This window comes from Muricoccus radiodurans, assembly GCF_050154705.1.
In the GTDB taxonomy this organism is placed as follows: domain Bacteria; phylum Pseudomonadota; class Alphaproteobacteria; order Acetobacterales; family Acetobacteraceae; genus Roseomonas; species Roseomonas radiodurans.
This window is the reverse complement of the sequence record NZ_CP189561.1, coordinates 115,650-130,311: the sequence shown is the minus strand read 5'-3', so window position 1 is coordinate 130,311 and position 14,662 is coordinate 115,650. Positions and strand designations below refer to the sequence as shown.

The following is a 14,662-nucleotide window of genomic DNA, read 5'->3' as shown; positions in this document are numbered from 1 at the left end:
AAACCAGGAGGCCGCCATGAGCGCCACCGTCGAAGACCTTCCCCCTCTCCCCCAGGCGCGGTCACTGATCAGCCGCCTCGCGCCGGGCTTCAAGCTCGTGCTCGTCGGCACGCTGCTCCTCGTCATGCTGATCCCGGACGCGATGATCTCCTCCGTCATCCGGGAGCGGGAGAGCTACCAGCATCAGGTCCGGGCCGACATCGCCCGCAGCTGGGGACCGGCCCAGAGCATCCAGGGCCCGGTGCTGATCCTCCCCACCCGCAGCCTGGCGCCGCGCCTGCCGAACGAAACCGGCCCGATCCGGTATGAGCGCGGCACCATCACGATCCTCCCGGCGCGCCTGCGCGCGGAAGCCCGGCTGGCGCCCGAGCGTCGCAAGCGCGGCCTGTTCGAGGCGGTGGTCTACAGCACGGATGTCGCCCTGTCCGGCAGCTTCACCATCCCTGCCCTGAATCTCCCGCCCGAGACGGAGGCCCTGTGGCGCGAGGCTCATCTGCTGTCCGGCGCCACCGATCTGCGCGCCGCCTCCGACGACGCGCGGCTGACCTGGGACGGCCGCGCGCTGACCACCGGGGAGACCGAGGCAAATGGCTGCCGCGGCTTCGAACTTCTGCGTTGGAACCTCGGGCTGGAGGAGGCGCCCCCGGCAGACCGGAGCATCGCCTTCCAGGGCACGATGCCCCTCCGCGGCACCGGCAGCCTGCACCTGCTCACCCGCGCCCGCCGCGCCGAGCTGGAGCTCTCCGCCCCCTGGTCCACGCCGAGCTTCACCGGCTCCGGCCTGCCGATCCGCTCGGACGTGACGGAGAACGCCTTCACCGCGTCTTGGTCCGAAGCGGGCAGCGCCGCCCTGATCCGCACCGGCCCGTTCTGCGAGAGCGGCACCCGCCAGGTGGGCGTAGAGCTGCTGGAAGCCGTGCCGACCTACCGCATGGTCAGCCGCGCGTCGAAATACGCGATCATGTTCCTCGCGCTGTCGTTCCTGACCTACGTGCTGTTCGAGCTGATCGCGCGCGTGCGCATCCACCTCATCCAGTACGGGCTGCTCGGCCTGTCGGTGGTGCTGTTTCCGCTGCTGCTGCTCGCCTTCGGGGAGCCGCTGGGCTTCGCTGCGGCCTACGCGATCAGCGCCGGCGCGGTGATGGCGCAGGCTTGCGCCTACACAGCCGCGGTGACACGCCGGATCGGGCTCGCCGCCGTGTTCGCGGGCGTGCTCGGAGCGCTGTTCGGCTTCCTCTACGTCACGCTCAGCCTGGAGAACTACGCCCTGCTGACCGGCGCCGTCGCGCTCTTCGCCGCCCTGTCGCTGGTGATGATGGTGACGCGGCGGGTGGATTGGGCCGGCGGGCGGGAGACGACGACTCAGCCGAACTGACCTCCAGACCCCGAACGGCGCCGCGTGCATCCACGCGGCGCCAGATCCGTTCTCGCACGCGTCCGTCAGGGCCGGGGCAGCGACCGGTCGTTCCGGCATCGCGAGAGCGGCAGCGGCTCTGCACGCAGCACCCGCACGATGCGGCTTCCCGCGCCCTCGACCTCCACCCGAAGGCAGGCGCAGCCATAGCCGTAGGACCCATTCGTCGCGACCCATCCGCCGACGGTCATGTCCGGCAGGCTCTCCATGCCGCCAGCCTCATAGCCGCCCTGGGTCGAGAGCACCCACTGGCCGACGCGGTCGGTCAGCCACCAGTTTCCCGGCGTCGGGTTGTGCAGCCAGCCGCAGCGCCGCTCGGCCGCTTGGGCGCCGCCGGCCGCCAGCAGGACGGCCAGCGCGACAGCGGCCCGCCTCACATTCCCAGCGCGCGGCGGTAGAGATCGAGCAGCGTCTCCTGCTCTTCCACCTCGGCGGGCTCCTGCTTGCGCAGGCGGATGATCTGTCGGATCGTCTTCACGTCGAATCCGGCCGACTTCGCTTCCGCGAAAATATCCTTGATGTCGTCGCCGAGTGCCTTGCGCTCCTCCTCGAGCCGCTCGACGCGCTCGATGATGGAGCGCAGGCGGTCGGCCGCGATCCCGCCGACATCGGCGTCCGGGGCTTCGGCCTGGCGCGCGCGGCTAGCCGCGGCTTCCTCGATGGTGTCACTCATATAGGGCTCCTCGCGACATCCATCACCGCCCTGCAGGGTCTTGCGGTGAAGGCAGGCGACTCAGTGTGGCGAACGGGACGTGGTGCTCGCCGTGAGCGCCGGGTTGGGTGGAATGCGGTGGGAAGATCGGGATCTCAGGCGCTGGCCGGCCTTGCCGTCCTGACGCTGCGCCCGGCGGCATGGCCGGGCATGTTGCGCTCCCGTTCCATCCACCTCATGACCGAACGCGGGCGGTCGGCCGCAATCCCGGCCGCCGGTCTCCCGATCACCTCTGACATGGTGGCGAGCCCCCTCTCCCCCGTGGACCCGGAGGTATAGCGATCCCCCCCGCGACTCGCCACGGCTTGACTCAGGCGCCGGCCGTCGTTCCGTCCGGGACCGGCCCGCCGCGGCCCCGGTGCAACAGATGGGTCATCGCGGCCGTGCCCAGCACCGGCACCAGCAGGTTGGCGAACGGCACCAGGGCCAGCAGCGCCATGACGGCGCCCACCATGAGCACCGAGGCCTCCCGCCGCCGCCGCAGCACCCGCGCCTGCGTGACCGACATGCGCCGCTGCGCCACTCCCTCGAACAGCCCATGGCCGAGCGCGATCGCGGCCACCATCCAGAGCAGTGGCGCCCCCACGACCGGCACGATGAAGGTGAGCGGCAGCAGCACGAGGTTCACCGCCAGCACCTTCAGCGCCAGGACGAGGTTGAACCGCGCCTGCGCCGCCAGGGACGCCCCCCGCGCGGGTGGAAGGCCGGGATAGTGCTTCCGCTCCACCGCGGCCGCCGTCTCGTCCGAGAACAATCCCGCGATCGCCAGCGCCACGGGCACGAAGAGCCAGAAGGCCGCGAAGATCACCGCGACAGCTCCGAGCAGCCCGGCCGCCGTCGCGAGCCATCCCTGCCCGCCCGCGAGCGACGACACGCCCCAGTCCGCCAGCACCGTCAGCCCGACCAGCGCCAGCACGGCCCCGAGCAGGCCCTTCACGAGCGGCCCGCGGAACCCCCTGTCGAGAAGCTGGTCGAAGGGCAGCGCCAAGCTCGACGCGACGGCGCCCACGGGCCGTCAGTGCCCCTGATGGGTGGACGCGAAGGCCGCCTTCTGCTCCGGCGTGGCCTCGCGCTGGTGCTTCGCCTGCCACTCCTTGTAGGGCATGCCGTAGACGATCTCCCGCGCCTCCGGATCGGGCAGGGTGATGCCCTGCTCCGCCGCGGCCTCGCGGTACCAGCGGGACAGGCAGTTCCGGCAGAAGCCGGCGAGGTTCATCAGGTCGATGTTCTGGACGTCCGTCCGCTCGCGCAGGTGCTGCACGAGGCGGCGGAAGGCCGCGGCCTCCAGTTCGGTCCGCGTCTTGTCGTCGATCTCGGTCATCTCGGCTTCCCCGGTTCGCGACGCAGATGGGAAGCCCCGCCCCGCCGCGCCACCCGTCCCTATCCGTCCTCGCGGGAGGTCCGGAACTGCCGCAGGCCGTCGGCCAGGCGCATCCAGGAGAGACGGCTCCCGACCTGGGTGTGGTCGGCCGGCGGCACTGCCTCCGGGTCGTCCAGGCTGGCGGTCGTCACGTCCACCTCCTGTGGCAGGTCATGGGCCTGGAACAGGATCGGGGTGCCGCAATCCCCGCAGAACCCGCGCTCCGCCCGCGCCGAGGAGGCATAGTGCCGCAGCACCCCCTGCGTGATCCGGAACCCGGCGGACGACACGGTGAACCAGGCGACGCAGGGCGCCCCGGAGACGCGCCGGCAATCCCGGCAGTGGCAGAGCGTGGGGTGAAAGAGCTTTCCCTCCGCCTCGTAGCGCACCCGCCCGCAATGGCATCCGCCGGTCAGCATGCCGTCAGTTCTCGAACAGGTTGGCCGCGCGGATGATGGGGCGCCAGCGCTCCACCTCGGCGATCAGGTGCTGGCGATGGAACTCGCGCTCCTGCTGCTCGGGCCGCGCGACCTCCGTTACCAGCTCGGCGAAGCGGGTGCGCAGCCGCTCCTCCCCCAGCGCCGCCTTCAGGGCGCGGTTCAGCCGGACCTGGATCTCCTCCGGCGTGCCCGCGGGCGCGTAGAGCCCGTGCCAGGTGCTCATCAGCACGGCGGGGAAGCCAGTCTCGGCGGTGGTAGGCAGGTCCAGCCCCTCCGCGCGCCGTTCCAGCGTCATGGCGAAGGCCTTGATCCGGCGGTCCCGGATATAGGGCACGGTGTTCGTCGCCTGGTCGCACATGAAATCCACGCGTCCGGCCACGATCTCCGTGATGGCGGGCGCGGAGCCGCGAAAGGCCACCGGCGTCATGTTCGCCCCGGCCGCCTGCTGCACCAGAAGACCGCAGAGCTGGTTGGCGCCGCCGGAATGCGCCATGTTCAGGCGCTCCCCCTGTTCCCGGACCGCGGCCATGAACCCGGCCATGTCGTTCGCGGGGAAGTCGGGACGGGTGATGATCGTCATCGCGGCATCGGACACCAGCCCGAGCGGTGCGAAGGAATCCACCACGTTGTAGGGCAGGTTTCGGTAGATCGTGGCGTGCGTCGCGTGCCCGATGTGGTGCATCAGCAGCGAATGCCCGTCGGGCCGCGCCTGCGCGACACGGGCCGCCGCGATGGTGCCGCCGGCGCCGGTGATGTTCTCGGCCACCACGGCGACGCCGAGGTCCTTCGCCATTCCCTCGGCCACTAGGCGGCTGATCACGTCCGTCGGCCCGCCCGCGGCATAGGGCACGGCGATGGAGACGGTGCGGTTCGGGAAGGCGCCCTGCGCCGCCGCGCCCCCGGCGGCGATCAGGAATGGCGCGGAGAGCACGCCACGGCGGCGGATCGGCATGAAGGCTTCCTCGAACGTCATTGTTGGGCCGCCCTGCTGCGAGGAGGCGGCGCCATTATCAGCCCCTCCCCGCCCCGCCTGTCCACCGGCCCGTCAGAGGTCCAGCAACTCGTGATAGACGTATCGCACTCCGTCCGTGTTCTCCCATTGCTGCGCCCAGAGCTTCCAGCCGCCGCGCGGCGTGTTCACCCCGACCACCGTCGCGCCCATCACAGCCTGCTTTCCAATGTCCGTGATCGCCTTGCCCCGCGCCCTCTCCCGGTACTTGTCCTGGTGCAGCCGGTGCGTGCAGTGGGCGATCTCGCCCTTCATCCGGCTCTCGTCCAGCACGCCGTCCATCGTCTGGTAATTGACGTGGTTCACCTCCAGCCCGAGGCCCGGTCGGTCCACCGCGCCGAAGGAGCACCCGGTCATCGACGCGGTGAGGAGGAAGGGCGCGTCCTTCCGGGCGATGGACCGCTGCTTCGTGTTCGGCGCGTAGGGCAGCCAGAAGGCCGGCACGCCGCCGCGGTTGCCTTGCACCCAGCGCACGTTCCAGACCTGGATGTCGTAGTCGGACTTCCAGAAGAACTTGGATTTGCGGGATGCCTTCTGCTCTGCCGCGGCCCCGTCCTCGAACGCGAAGGCGTGCATGCCGGCGGTCGTCGGCATCGTCCCCAGCATGATCAGCAGATTCTGCTTCAGGAACTCGCGGGTGTTCGTGAACAGCCCCTCGATGCTCGGCATCAGCGGCCTCCCCGGTTCGGGATGAACTCGACGACGGCCTGCCGGAAATCGCTCTCCTTCTCGCCGGCCGAGAGGAACCAGTAGGGCTTCAGCATCGCGAATTGCTGCCCCCCGTCCCGCAACACCGCGAAGACGACGAAGACCGTGTTGTCCGCCGGCCGGACGAAGGGGGACAGGAAGGGGTTGTTGCCCACGTTCATCGTGGCGGCGTGGCCGAGCTTGCGGTTGATATCCGCCTGGATGCCGACGAGGCTTGCCTGGTGCTCCGGCCGGAAGGTGCATTGCTGCACGAGCTCCGCGTAGTTCTGCAGGAGGATCGGCGATCCCTCCCCGTAGTAGAGGTGCCATTGGCACACCTCCACGTAGAGGGTGCCGCGGTTCGAGGCCCGCTCGTAGCGGCGCTGCCCCTGCCACGTCGTCTGCCCCTTGGCCGCCTTCTGTAGAAAGCTGATCAGGCCCATTCGCGCCTCCTGTCATCCCTGGCGCACCGTGAGGGTGCCCGTTGGGATGACGATGGATGGAACACCCCGGGCGGATAAGCTGGCGGCGCCCTATCGTGGCGAGAGGCAATGCCGATGGAAGCGCGGTGAGGCGCACCTGCTTCGCGGCTTCTCTTGCGCGGGCCCGGTGCGGCGATCCAGAGCCCTTGTCCCGGCGCTGGGGCCGGACGCAGGATTGCCCAACCTCAGACCGCCAGGACCCAGGAGGGTGCGGAGCGATGCAGCGCAAGGAGTCCCTCTACCGCCGAGTGAACACGCGCACCCACGGCGTTCGGCACGACCGTGGCGGCGAGTATCGCTGGTCCCGGCGCCGGGAGGACCGGGCCCATTCCGGTGCGATGGCCCACGGGACGCATCGGGGGCTCGACTACACCCCGCTCTTCCGCTTACTCCTCTCGCGGATCGGGACCGACTGGGACGCGGCCTATCGCGAAGCCGTCTCCCGGCTGGACCGGCCCGACCCGATCTTCTGGCTCGTCGCCAGGTCGGAGGAGGAGCGGAAGCCGATCGTGCGCGCCGGCGAGAGCTCCTACTACAGCGGCCTCTACGTCGATGAGGACGGGAAGCTGGCCGCGGTGGACCCGACGCTCCGGGTCGAGCAGATGACGCCGGACTGCGCGTGCTGCACGCACACCTTCAACGGCGTCCCCTTCTCCCGGAAATACACGCCGCCCTGACCTGCCGCCGGATCGGACTCGCGCGGCGGCTCTTTCCCGATGGCCATCTGCCCCCTCCCGGCCGATGATCGCGCCAACGAAACGGGAGGATAGCATGTCCACTCACCGCCGCGCCCTGATCGGCGCGGGCCTTGCCCTGCCCGCCCTCGCCCGCGCGCAGGGCGTGGCGGGCGAATGGCCGAACCGCCCGGTCCGGCTGATGGTCCCTTTCGGCCCGGGCGGCGCGATCGACACCCTCTCCCGCTTCGTCGCGCAGCGCTTCGCCACGGCCACGGGCGGCGGCAGCCTGGTGGTGGAGAACCGTCCGGGGGCCGTCGGCACGGTGGCCGGCGCTGCCGTCGCGACCGCGCGCCCGGACGGCTACACGCTGATGATGGCCGACTGCGGCGCCAACGCCCTGGCCGGAGAGCTGGTGCGCGGTGCGCCCTACGATCCGGCGCGCGCCTTCACCCCCATCATCCACCTCGTGAACCTGCCGATCGTCGTGCTGGCCCGGCGCGACGCGCCGTTCAGCGATCTCTCCGGCATGATCGCGGCGGCCCGCGCGCGGCCCGAGGCGATCACCTGCGCCCACCCCGGCGCCGGCCATCCCAGCCACCTCGTCGTGGAGCTCCTGCAGCGCCAGGCCGGTGTCCGCTTCCTCCAGGTTCCCTTCCGCTCCGGCGCTGAGGTCATGGGCGCGATCGTGAAGAACGAGGCCGACATCGCCGCGCCCTCCGTCTCCTCCGGCCTGCCCTTCATCCGAGAGGGCCAGTCCAAGGCTCTCGCGGTCGCCGCCCGGGCCTCGGTCGAGGCCCTGCCCGAGACCCCGACCGTAGCGGCCAGCTTTCCCGGCTTCGAGGTCTCGATCTGGCACGGCATCGTCGGCCCGGCCGGCATGCCCGCGCCGCTGACCGCCCGGCTGAACGAGGTCTTCGGCCGCATCCTGGCGGAGCCGGAGCTTCAGGCCAGCCTCCGCCGCACCCAGGCCGCCGAGATCGTGGGCGGCGCCCCGGACGCCTTCGGGACCCACATTGCCGCGGAGATCGCCCGCTGGGTCCCCCTGATCCGGGAGGCCGGAATCCGCGCGGAATGATGCGCGCTACAGGTGCCGCATCCCGTAGGACTCGATCAGCGGCAGGATCTGGTCCCGCGCCGCTTCCCGGTGCCGCTTCGCGCGGTCCCGTGCCGCGCCCGTCTCGCCGCGCCGCACGGCCTCCACGATCGCGCGGTGCTGACGGACGGAGGCGGTGGGCTTCGGCCGCAGCCGCAGCGTCAGCATCCGGGCGCGGTGGGACTGGTCCATGATCGTGCCGAACATCCGGAGCAGGCGGCGGTTCCCGGTCCGCTCCACCAGCGCCTGGTGGAACCGCTCATCTGCCGCCGCCCAGGCGGTCAGGTCGTTCCCCGCCAGCGCCGCCGCCATCTCATCGTTCACGGCGTCGAGCGCCGCTGCCGCCGCGGCGCGCTCCGCCTCTGGTCGGCCGGCCAGCAGTTCGGCAGAGGCGGATTCCAGCGCGATGATCGCCTCGTAAATCTCGCGCATGTCGTCCGGGGCGATGGCGCAGACCACCACCCCCCGCCGGGGCAGGACGCGCACCAGCCCTTCTTCCTGAAGCCGGATCACCGCCTCGTGCACCGGCGTGCGGCTCATGCCGAGCCGGACCGCGATCTCCCCCTCCGACCCCTGGTAGCCCGGCGGAAGGACGTTGTTGCGGATGGACTCCTTCAGCGCGTCATAGGCACCCTCGACCAGGGAAGGCCTGATCCCCCCGACCTCCGCCTCCTCCCGTTCCTCTGCCAAGGTCGCCTCCGGCCCAGCCATGCCCCATGCTCCGGGGATGTCCTTGTCTTTCGGGTTGACGGCGCGGCGTCAACACCTCTACTGCCATGCGATCTTGCATGGAAGATGGCGCGGGAGGGAAAGCGTGAAGACCTATCGGATTGCGGCCATGGGTGGGGACGGGATCGGGCCCGAGGTGGTGGAAGCCGGCGTCCAGGCCCTGCGTGCCTGCGCCGAGCGCGACGGCGGCTTCACCCTGGACTTCACGGATTTCGACTGGGGCTCGGACTACTACCGCAAGCACGGCGTCATGATGCCGGCCGACGGGGCAGATCAGCTTCGCGGCTACGACGCGATCCTCTTCGGCGCCGTGGGCGCGCCCGACATTCCGGACCACGTCACCCTCTGGGGCCTGCGCCTCGCGATCTGCCAGCCGCTGGACCAGTACGCCAACGTCCGCCCCACCCGCATCCTGCCGGGCATCACCTCCCCCCTGCGGAACGTCTCCGGCCCCGAACTGGACTGGGTGATCGTGCGCGAGAACTCGGAGGGCGAGTATTCCGGCGTCGGCGGCCGCGCCCATCGGGGCCTGCCGATCGAGGTCGCGCAGGATGTCTCCGTCATGACACGCGCCGGCGTGCAGCGGATCATGCGCTATGCCTTCCGCCTGGCGCAGTCCCGCCCGCGCAAGTTCCTGACCGTGGTCACCAAGTCCAACGCCCAGCGCCACGCCATGGTGATGTGGGACGAGATCGCGGCCGACGTCGCCACCGAGTTCCCGGACGTGACCTGGGACAAGATGCTCGTGGATGCCATGACCATGCGCATGGTGCTCCGCCCCGGCAGCCTGGACACCATCGTCGCCACCAACCTGCACGCCGACATCCTGTCGGACCTTGCGGCGGCGCTGGCCGGCTCCCTCGGCATCGCGCCGACCGCCAACATCAACCCGGAGCGGGACGCGCCCTCCATGTTCGAGCCGATCCACGGCTCCGCCTTCGACATCACGGGCAAGGGCATCGCCAACCCCGTCGCAACCTTCTGGACCGCGGTGATGCTGCTGGAGCATCTTGGCGAGAAGCCCGCGGCCGCCCGCCTGATGCGCGCGGTGGAGCGCGTCACGGCCGACCCGTCGCTCCACACGCCCGACCTCGGCGGCAGGGCGACGACGAAGCAGGTTACTGACGCCGTCTGCGAGGCGCTGCGCATCGCCAACGACTAGACCAAGAATGACAGAACGGGAGAGAACGCCATGAACCGACGGGCCCTGCTGGCCGCCATTCCCGCCGCCCTCGCCGCCCCGGCGGTGCGGGCGCAGGGTCGCTTCCCGACCCGGCCGATCAGCGTCCTCGTCCCCTTCGCCGCCGGCGGGCCGACCGACGTCATCGCCCGCCTGGTGTCCGAGGGCATGTCGCGGGACCTCGGCCAGCCCGTGGTGGTCGAGAACGTCAGCGGCGCCGGCGGGACGATCGCTGCGGGCCGCGTGGCCGCGGCCCGGCCGGACGGGCACACCCTGCTGATCCACCATATCGGCCACGCCAGCAGCGCCACGCTCTACCGACGCCTGCCCTATTCCGTGACGGACAGCTTCGCGCCGCTCGGCATCGTCTCGGACGCCGCGATGACGCTCGTGGCGCGGCCCGACTTTCCCGCCACCGACCTTGCCGGCTTCATGGCGGAGATCCAGCGCCAGGGCGACCGGCTGAACCTCGCCCATTCCGGCCTCGGCGGGGCGAACCACCTCTGCGGCATGCTGCTGCAGCACACCGCGGGCAAGGCGCTGACCGGCGTGGTGTTCCGCGGCTCCGCCCCCGCCATCACCGACCTGATCAGTGGCCGCATCGACGTTTTCTGCGACCAGGCGACCAACACCGCCCCCTTCCTGCGGGACAACCGCATCAAGGGCTACGCCGTGACGCTGCCGGAGCGCGTGCCCGGCCTCGACCTCCCCACCACCGCCGAGGCGGGGCAGCCGGCCATCCTGATGAGCACGTGGCACGGCCTCTACGCGCCGAAGGACACGCCGCCGGACGTCCAGGAGCGCCTCGCCACCGCGATCCGCGCGGCGCTGCGGGAGGAGCGGCTGCGGGCCCGCTTCGCCGAACTTGCCACGGCCCCCGCCTCGGAGGACCGTGCCACCCCGGCCTATCACCGCCGCTTCCTGGCCGAGGAGGTTGCGCGCTGGCGGCCGATCATCCAGGCCGCCGGGGAATACGCCGACTGAGCACCGGCGCGCGGGAGGTCGCGCCCCGCCGCGCCGCGTCCCGTGATCTGCCGCCGGTCTTGGCAGGTCACGGACCGGGGGGACAGGCTCGTCTGGAACGGCCGGTCCCCGCAGCCACCGGCATGAAAGAGGAAGCGCCATGAGAACCATCGCCGCCGGGCTCGCCCTGGCTCTTGCCGCCGCGCCGGCCCTTGCCCAGCCGCAGGACGTCCGGCAGCACATCGCGACGGCGCGGCAGGCGGCCGGCACGGACCTGACCCCCTACATGCAGATGTGCCGCAGCGCCGATCCGGCCGCGGCGCCGGAAGCGCCACCGGCGGCCGCGCGGATCGCCATGGGCCGCCCTGCACCGGGCCGCGCCTTCGACAACCTGTATTTTCTCGGCAACCACTGGACCACCGCCTGGGCCCTCACGACGTCGGAGGGCATCATCATCCTCGACGCGATGGACAATGACGACGACGCGGAGCACAGCATCGAGGCTGGGCTGCGCCGCTTCGGCCTCGACCCCGCCAATATCCGCTACGTCATCGTCTCCCACGGTCACTGGGACCATTACGGCGGAGCCAACCGCCTGAAGCGCCTTTACGGCGCGCGGATCGTGATGAGCGAGCCTGACTGGCGCATGCTGGAGACGCGGCTGGAGTTCGACAGCCCCCGCGCCGGCCGGCCGCCGGCGCGCGACATGGTGGTGAATGGCGGCGATCGCATCACCCTCGGCGACACGACCGTGGAACTCCTGGCGACGCCAGGGCATACCATGGGCACCCTCTCCCCGATGTTCACGGTGCGGCACAACGGCCAGGAGCACCGGGCGGTGATCTGGGGCGGCACCTCCTTCAACTTCGGGCGCCAGCCCGCGCGGCTGCAGGCCTACATCGACGGCTCGGCCCGCGCTCTGCAGGTGGCCCGCGACCAGCGGGCGGACGTCTTCCTGTCCAACCACGCCTTCAACGACGAGGCGGTGGCCCGCACCGCCGCCCTGGCTGCGAACCCCCGCATGGCCAACCCCTTCGTGATCGGGACCGACGGCGTCCAGCGCGCCATCACCGTCCTGCACGAATGCGCGCGGGCCACCATGGCGTCCTGGCGGTGAGGCCGGGCTTGCGCCCTCGCCCGCCCCGGCGTTGATTGCGGCCGTGCCCGACCCTCGCCCCACCGACGCCCCGATGACGGACCAGGCAGCGCGGCGCATCCTGCGCCGGCTTTTCGACGCCGCCGTGCGCTCGGCCGACCCGCGCGCGGTGCTCGCATCGCACCTGCCGGAACGGCCTTCCGGCCGGGTGGTGGTGGTCGGCGCCGGCAAGTCCGCCGCGGTCATGGCAGCGGCGGTGGAGGCGGCGTGGCCGGACGTCCCGCTCTCCGGCCTCGTCATCACCCGCTACGGCCACGCGGTGCCGACGCAGCGGATCGAGGTGGTGGAGGCCTCCCACCCCGTTCCCGACGCCGCCGGCCAGGCCGCGGCGGCGCGGGTGCTGGAGGCGGTGCGCGGCCTGACCGCGGATGATCTCGTCCTCGCGCTCATCTCCGGCGGCGGATCGGCGCTGATGGCCCTGCCCGCTCCCGGCCTGACCCTCGCGGACAAGCAGGCGGTGAACCGGGCCCTGCTCGCGAGCGGCGCCACGATCAACGAGATGAACGTGCTGCGCCGGCACCTGTCCGCGATCAAGGGCGGTCGGCTCGCCGCGGCGGCGCACCCGGCCCGCGTCGTCACCCTCGCCATCTCGGATGTGCCCGGGGACGATCCGGCCGCCATCGCCTCCGGCCCCACCGTCCCGGACCCCAGCAGCTTCGCGGATGCCCGCGCCATCGTCGCGCGCTACGGGATCACGCTGCCCGAGGCGGTGCGGGCCCATCTCGACGCCGCCGCGGACGAGACGCCGAAGCCCGGCGACCCGCGCCTCGCCCGGGCCGAGTACCGGATGATCGCAACGCCCCGCCTGGCCCTGGAGGCCGCCGCCGCCGCGGCGCGGGAGCTGGGCCTGAGGCCCCTCATCCTCGGCGACGCGATCGAGGGCGAGGCGCGCGAGGTCGGCACCGTGCTGGCCGGCATCGCCCGCTCCACCGCCGCGCACGGCCTGCCGGTGGCCCGCCCCGCCGTGCTGCTGTCCGGCGGCGAGACGACCGTCACGCTCGGGAACGCGAGGGGTGCCGGCGGCCGCAACGGCGAATGCTTGCTCGGCCTCGCCGTGTCGCTCGCGGGCCATCCCGGCATCTGGGCCATCATGGGCGACACGGACGGCATCGACGGCTCCGAGGACAATGCGGGTGCCCTCGCCGCGCCGGATACGATCGCGCGCAGCAAGGTTGCCGGCGTGGACCCTGTCGCCGCGCTGGCGTCCCATCGCTCGCATGACGTGTTCGTGGCAACCGGTGATCTCGTCACCACCGGTCCCACCTTGACGAACGTGAACGATTTCCGCGCCATCCTGGTGGCGTGAGCGCAAGGAACGCCGCGTGGCCCTCCGCATCCCCATTCGGCGACGCCGTCGCACGAAGATGATTGCCACTCTCGGCCCCGCCAGCAGCACGCCGGAGGTGATCGAGCGGCTGTTCCGGGCCGGCGCCGACATCTTCCGCCTGAACTTCTCCCACGGCAGCCACGAGGATCACGCGGCCCGCATCGCGACGATCCGCGCGATCGAGAAGAAGACCGGCCGACCCATCGGCATCCTGGCGGACGTGCAGGGCCCGAAGCTCCGCGTCGGGAAGTTCGCGGGCGGCCGCGTGCAGCTCCAGACCGGGCAGTCCTTCCGCCTCGATCTCTCCCCCGTGCCCGGGGACGTGCGCCGCGTGCAGTTGCCGCACCCCGAGATCATCTCCGCCGCCCGGATCGGCACGACGCTGCTCCTGGATGACGGGAAGCTCCGCCTCGGCGTCACGCGCCAGCGCGACGACCACCTGGAGACGGAGGTGCTCGTCGGCGGCGCCCTGTCGGACCGCAAGGGCGTGAACGTGCCCGACGTGGTGCTGCCCATCCCCGCGCTCACCGCGAAGGACCGCGCCGACCTCGCCTTCGTGCTCGAGCAGGGCGTCGAGTTCATCGGCCTGTCCTTCGTGCAGCGGCCGGAGGACGTGGCGGAGGCGAAGGCCATCGCCGCCGGCCGCGCGTGGATCATGGTGAAGATGGAGAAGCCCCAGGCCGTGGAGGCCATGGACGGCATCCTGGACGAAGCGGACTGCGTGATGGTCGCCCGCGGCGACCTGGGCGTGGAATGCCCGCCGGAGGAGGTGCCGCTGATCCAGAAGCGCATCGTCCGCGCCGCCCGCGCCCGCGGCCTGCCCGTGGTCGTCGCCACCCAGATGCTGGAGAGCATGATCTCCGCCCCCACGCCGACGCGCGCCGAGGCATCGGACGTCGCGACCGCCGTGTTCGACGGCGCCGACGCCGTCATGCTCTCCGCCGAGACTGCCGCCGGCAGCTTCCCCTACGAGGCGGTGAACATCATGGACCGCATCGTCGCCCGGACCGAGCAGGACCCGGGCTGGCGCGCCATCACCGACAGCAACCGGCCGGAGCCGCGCCACACCTCCTCCGACGCCATCGCCGCCGCGGCGCGCCAGGTCGCCTCGACGGTGGAGGCCGAGGCGGTGGCGGCCTTCACCTCCACGGGGTCCACGGTGCTGCGCGTCGCGCGGGAGCGTCCGGCGGCGCCGATCCTCGGCCTCACCTCGAACGAGGCGACGGTGCGGCGGCTCGCCCTCGTCTGGGGCGTTCACCCGATGCTCAGCCGCGAGCCGAGCAGCATGACGGACATGGTGTCCAAGGCGGTCCACGCGGCACAAGCGGAAGGCTTCGCCACCACCGGGGACGAGGTGGTGGTGGTGGCCGGGGTGCCCTTCGGGACGCCGGGCACGACGAACGCGCTGCGCGTCGCAGTGGTAGGATGAAGGA

17 protein-coding genes are annotated in these 14,662 nt (G+C 71.6%); 8 read left to right on the top strand and 9 right to left on the bottom strand.

All coding sequences use genetic code 11. The features are described from left to right. The first annotated feature begins 16 nt into the window (after positions 1-16). Positions 17-1,375, top strand: a complete 1,359-nt coding sequence (creD, locus tag ACP6CK_RS00675) for a cell envelope integrity protein CreD (protein ID WP_426956849.1) — start codon at positions 17-19, stop codon at positions 1,373-1,375. A gap of 65 nt (positions 1,376-1,440) precedes the next feature. Here creD and ACP6CK_RS00670 read toward each other — a convergent pair whose 3' ends face one another. From ACP6CK_RS00670 to ACP6CK_RS00635, 8 genes are all read right to left on the bottom strand, one after another. Next, positions 1,441-1,791, bottom strand: coding sequence for a DUF4087 domain-containing protein (locus ACP6CK_RS00670; protein WP_426956848.1), 351 nt, complete (start codon positions 1,789-1,791; stop codon positions 1,441-1,443). Beyond that, complete coding sequence (locus tag ACP6CK_RS00665; RefSeq protein ID WP_426956847.1) at positions 1,788-2,087, bottom strand: DUF2312 domain-containing protein; 300 nt, start codon at positions 2,085-2,087, stop codon at positions 1,788-1,790. Before ACP6CK_RS00665 ends, ACP6CK_RS00670 begins: the two co-directional genes overlap by 4 nt. Before the next feature lie 349 nt (positions 2,088-2,436). Continuing rightward, a complete protein-coding gene (locus tag ACP6CK_RS00660) occupies positions 2,437-3,135 on the bottom strand; it encodes an EI24 domain-containing protein (protein ID WP_426956846.1) in 699 nt (232 codons plus the stop codon). A gap of 6 nt (positions 3,136-3,141) precedes the next feature. Continuing rightward, positions 3,142-3,447 carry a DUF1244 domain-containing protein gene (locus ACP6CK_RS00655; protein ID WP_426956845.1) on the bottom strand — a complete coding sequence of 102 codons (306 nt, stop codon included), beginning with the start codon at positions 3,445-3,447 and terminating at the stop codon, positions 3,142-3,144. Between the two features lie 59 nt (positions 3,448-3,506). Next, positions 3,507-3,905 carry a GFA family protein gene (locus ACP6CK_RS00650; protein WP_426956844.1) on the bottom strand — a complete coding sequence of 133 codons (399 nt, stop codon included), beginning with the start codon at positions 3,903-3,905 and terminating at the stop codon, positions 3,507-3,509. Positions 3,906-3,909: 4 nt separating this feature from the next. After that, entirely contained in the window at positions 3,910-4,878 is a 969-nt protein-coding gene (locus ACP6CK_RS00645; protein ID WP_426956843.1) for a tripartite tricarboxylate transporter substrate-binding protein, read from the bottom strand. A 93-nt stretch (positions 4,879-4,971) separates the two neighbouring features. Further along, a complete protein-coding gene (locus tag ACP6CK_RS00640; protein ID WP_426956842.1) occupies positions 4,972-5,604 on the bottom strand; it encodes a hypothetical protein in 633 nt (210 codons plus the stop codon). Continuing rightward, entirely contained in the window at positions 5,604-6,065 is a 462-nt protein-coding gene (locus tag ACP6CK_RS00635) for a hypothetical protein (protein ID WP_426956841.1), read from the bottom strand. The genes ACP6CK_RS00640 and ACP6CK_RS00635 overlap by 1 nt, the downstream gene beginning before the upstream one ends. A gap of 257 nt (positions 6,066-6,322) precedes the next feature. Between ACP6CK_RS00635 and ACP6CK_RS00630 the strand changes: the two genes are divergently transcribed. Both ACP6CK_RS00630 and ACP6CK_RS00625 read left to right on the top strand, forming a co-directional pair. Then, the gene (locus ACP6CK_RS00630) at positions 6,323-6,781 is read left to right on the top strand and encodes a hypothetical protein (protein ID WP_426956840.1); all 459 of its coding nucleotides are present in this window, start codon (positions 6,323-6,325) and stop codon (positions 6,779-6,781) included. A gap of 94 nt (positions 6,782-6,875) precedes the next feature. Then, positions 6,876-7,856 (top strand): Bug family tripartite tricarboxylate transporter substrate binding protein, encoded by a 981-nt coding sequence (locus ACP6CK_RS00625; RefSeq protein ID WP_426956839.1) that lies wholly within the window; start codon positions 6,876-6,878, stop codon positions 7,854-7,856. Between the two features lie 6 nt (positions 7,857-7,862). On the opposite strand, the gene ACP6CK_RS00620 is transcribed toward ACP6CK_RS00625, so the two are convergent. Next, positions 7,863-8,585 carry a GntR family transcriptional regulator gene (locus tag ACP6CK_RS00620; RefSeq protein ID WP_426956838.1) on the bottom strand — a complete coding sequence of 241 codons (723 nt, stop codon included), beginning with the start codon at positions 8,583-8,585 and terminating at the stop codon, positions 7,863-7,865. A 103-nt stretch (positions 8,586-8,688) separates the two neighbouring features. Here ACP6CK_RS00620 and ACP6CK_RS00615 point away from each other — a divergent pair, with 103 nt between their 5' ends. The 5 genes from ACP6CK_RS00615 (at position 8,689) to pyk (ending at position 14,658) form a co-directional block, all read left to right on the top strand. After that, positions 8,689-9,765 carry a tartrate dehydrogenase gene (locus ACP6CK_RS00615; protein ID WP_426956837.1) on the top strand — a complete coding sequence of 359 codons (1,077 nt, stop codon included), beginning with the start codon at positions 8,689-8,691 and terminating at the stop codon, positions 9,763-9,765. A gap of 30 nt (positions 9,766-9,795) precedes the next feature. Beyond that, positions 9,796-10,767, top strand: a complete 972-nt coding sequence (locus ACP6CK_RS00610) for a tripartite tricarboxylate transporter substrate-binding protein (RefSeq protein ID WP_426956836.1) — start codon at positions 9,796-9,798, stop codon at positions 10,765-10,767. A 139-nt stretch (positions 10,768-10,906) separates the two neighbouring features. Beyond that, positions 10,907-11,863 (top strand): MBL fold metallo-hydrolase, encoded by a 957-nt coding sequence (locus ACP6CK_RS00605; protein ID WP_426956835.1) that lies wholly within the window; start codon positions 10,907-10,909, stop codon positions 11,861-11,863. 73 nt (positions 11,864-11,936) lie between these two features. After that, a complete protein-coding gene (locus ACP6CK_RS00600) occupies positions 11,937-13,208 on the top strand; it encodes a glycerate kinase type-2 family protein (protein WP_426959838.1) in 1,272 nt (423 codons plus the stop codon). 16 nt (positions 13,209-13,224) lie between these two features. Further along, a complete protein-coding gene (gene pyk, locus ACP6CK_RS00595; RefSeq protein ID WP_426956834.1) occupies positions 13,225-14,658 on the top strand; it encodes a pyruvate kinase in 1,434 nt (477 codons plus the stop codon). The last annotated feature ends 4 nt before the right edge of the window (positions 14,659-14,662 follow it).

What these genes read in the sequence shown, in the direction of transcription:
- creD (WP_426956849.1), top strand. Translation starts at nt 17, where the DNA reads ATGAGCGCCACCGTCGAAGACCTTCCCCCTCTCCCCCAGGCGCGGTCA.
- ACP6CK_RS00665 (WP_426956847.1), bottom strand. Translation starts at nt 2,087, where the DNA reads ATGAGTGACACCATCGAGGAAGCCGCGGCTAGCCGCGCGCGCCAGGCC.
- ACP6CK_RS00655 (WP_426956845.1), bottom strand. Translation starts at nt 3,447, where the DNA reads ATGACCGAGATCGACGACAAGACGCGGACCGAACTGGAGGCCGCGGCC.
- ACP6CK_RS00650 (WP_426956844.1), bottom strand. Translation starts at nt 3,905, where the DNA reads ATGCTGACCGGCGGATGCCATTGCGGGCGGGTGCGCTACGAGGCGGAG.
- ACP6CK_RS00645 (WP_426956843.1), bottom strand. Translation starts at nt 4,878, where the DNA reads ATGCCGATCCGCCGCCGTGGCGTGCTCTCCGCGCCATTCCTGATCGCC.
- ACP6CK_RS00640 (WP_426956842.1), bottom strand. Translation starts at nt 5,604, where the DNA reads ATGCCGAGCATCGAGGGGCTGTTCACGAACACCCGCGAGTTCCTGAAG.
- ACP6CK_RS00635 (WP_426956841.1), bottom strand. Translation starts at nt 6,065, where the DNA reads ATGGGCCTGATCAGCTTTCTACAGAAGGCGGCCAAGGGGCAGACGACG.
- ACP6CK_RS00630 (WP_426956840.1), top strand. Translation starts at nt 6,323, where the DNA reads ATGCAGCGCAAGGAGTCCCTCTACCGCCGAGTGAACACGCGCACCCAC.
- ACP6CK_RS00625 (WP_426956839.1), top strand. Translation starts at nt 6,876, where the DNA reads ATGTCCACTCACCGCCGCGCCCTGATCGGCGCGGGCCTTGCCCTGCCC.
- ACP6CK_RS00620 (WP_426956838.1), bottom strand. Translation starts at nt 8,585, where the DNA reads ATGGCTGGGCCGGAGGCGACCTTGGCAGAGGAACGGGAGGAGGCGGAG.
- ACP6CK_RS00610 (WP_426956836.1), top strand. Translation starts at nt 9,796, where the DNA reads ATGAACCGACGGGCCCTGCTGGCCGCCATTCCCGCCGCCCTCGCCGCC.
- ACP6CK_RS00605 (WP_426956835.1), top strand. Translation starts at nt 10,907, where the DNA reads ATGAGAACCATCGCCGCCGGGCTCGCCCTGGCTCTTGCCGCCGCGCCG.
- ACP6CK_RS00600 (WP_426959838.1), top strand. Translation starts at nt 11,937, where the DNA reads ATGACGGACCAGGCAGCGCGGCGCATCCTGCGCCGGCTTTTCGACGCC.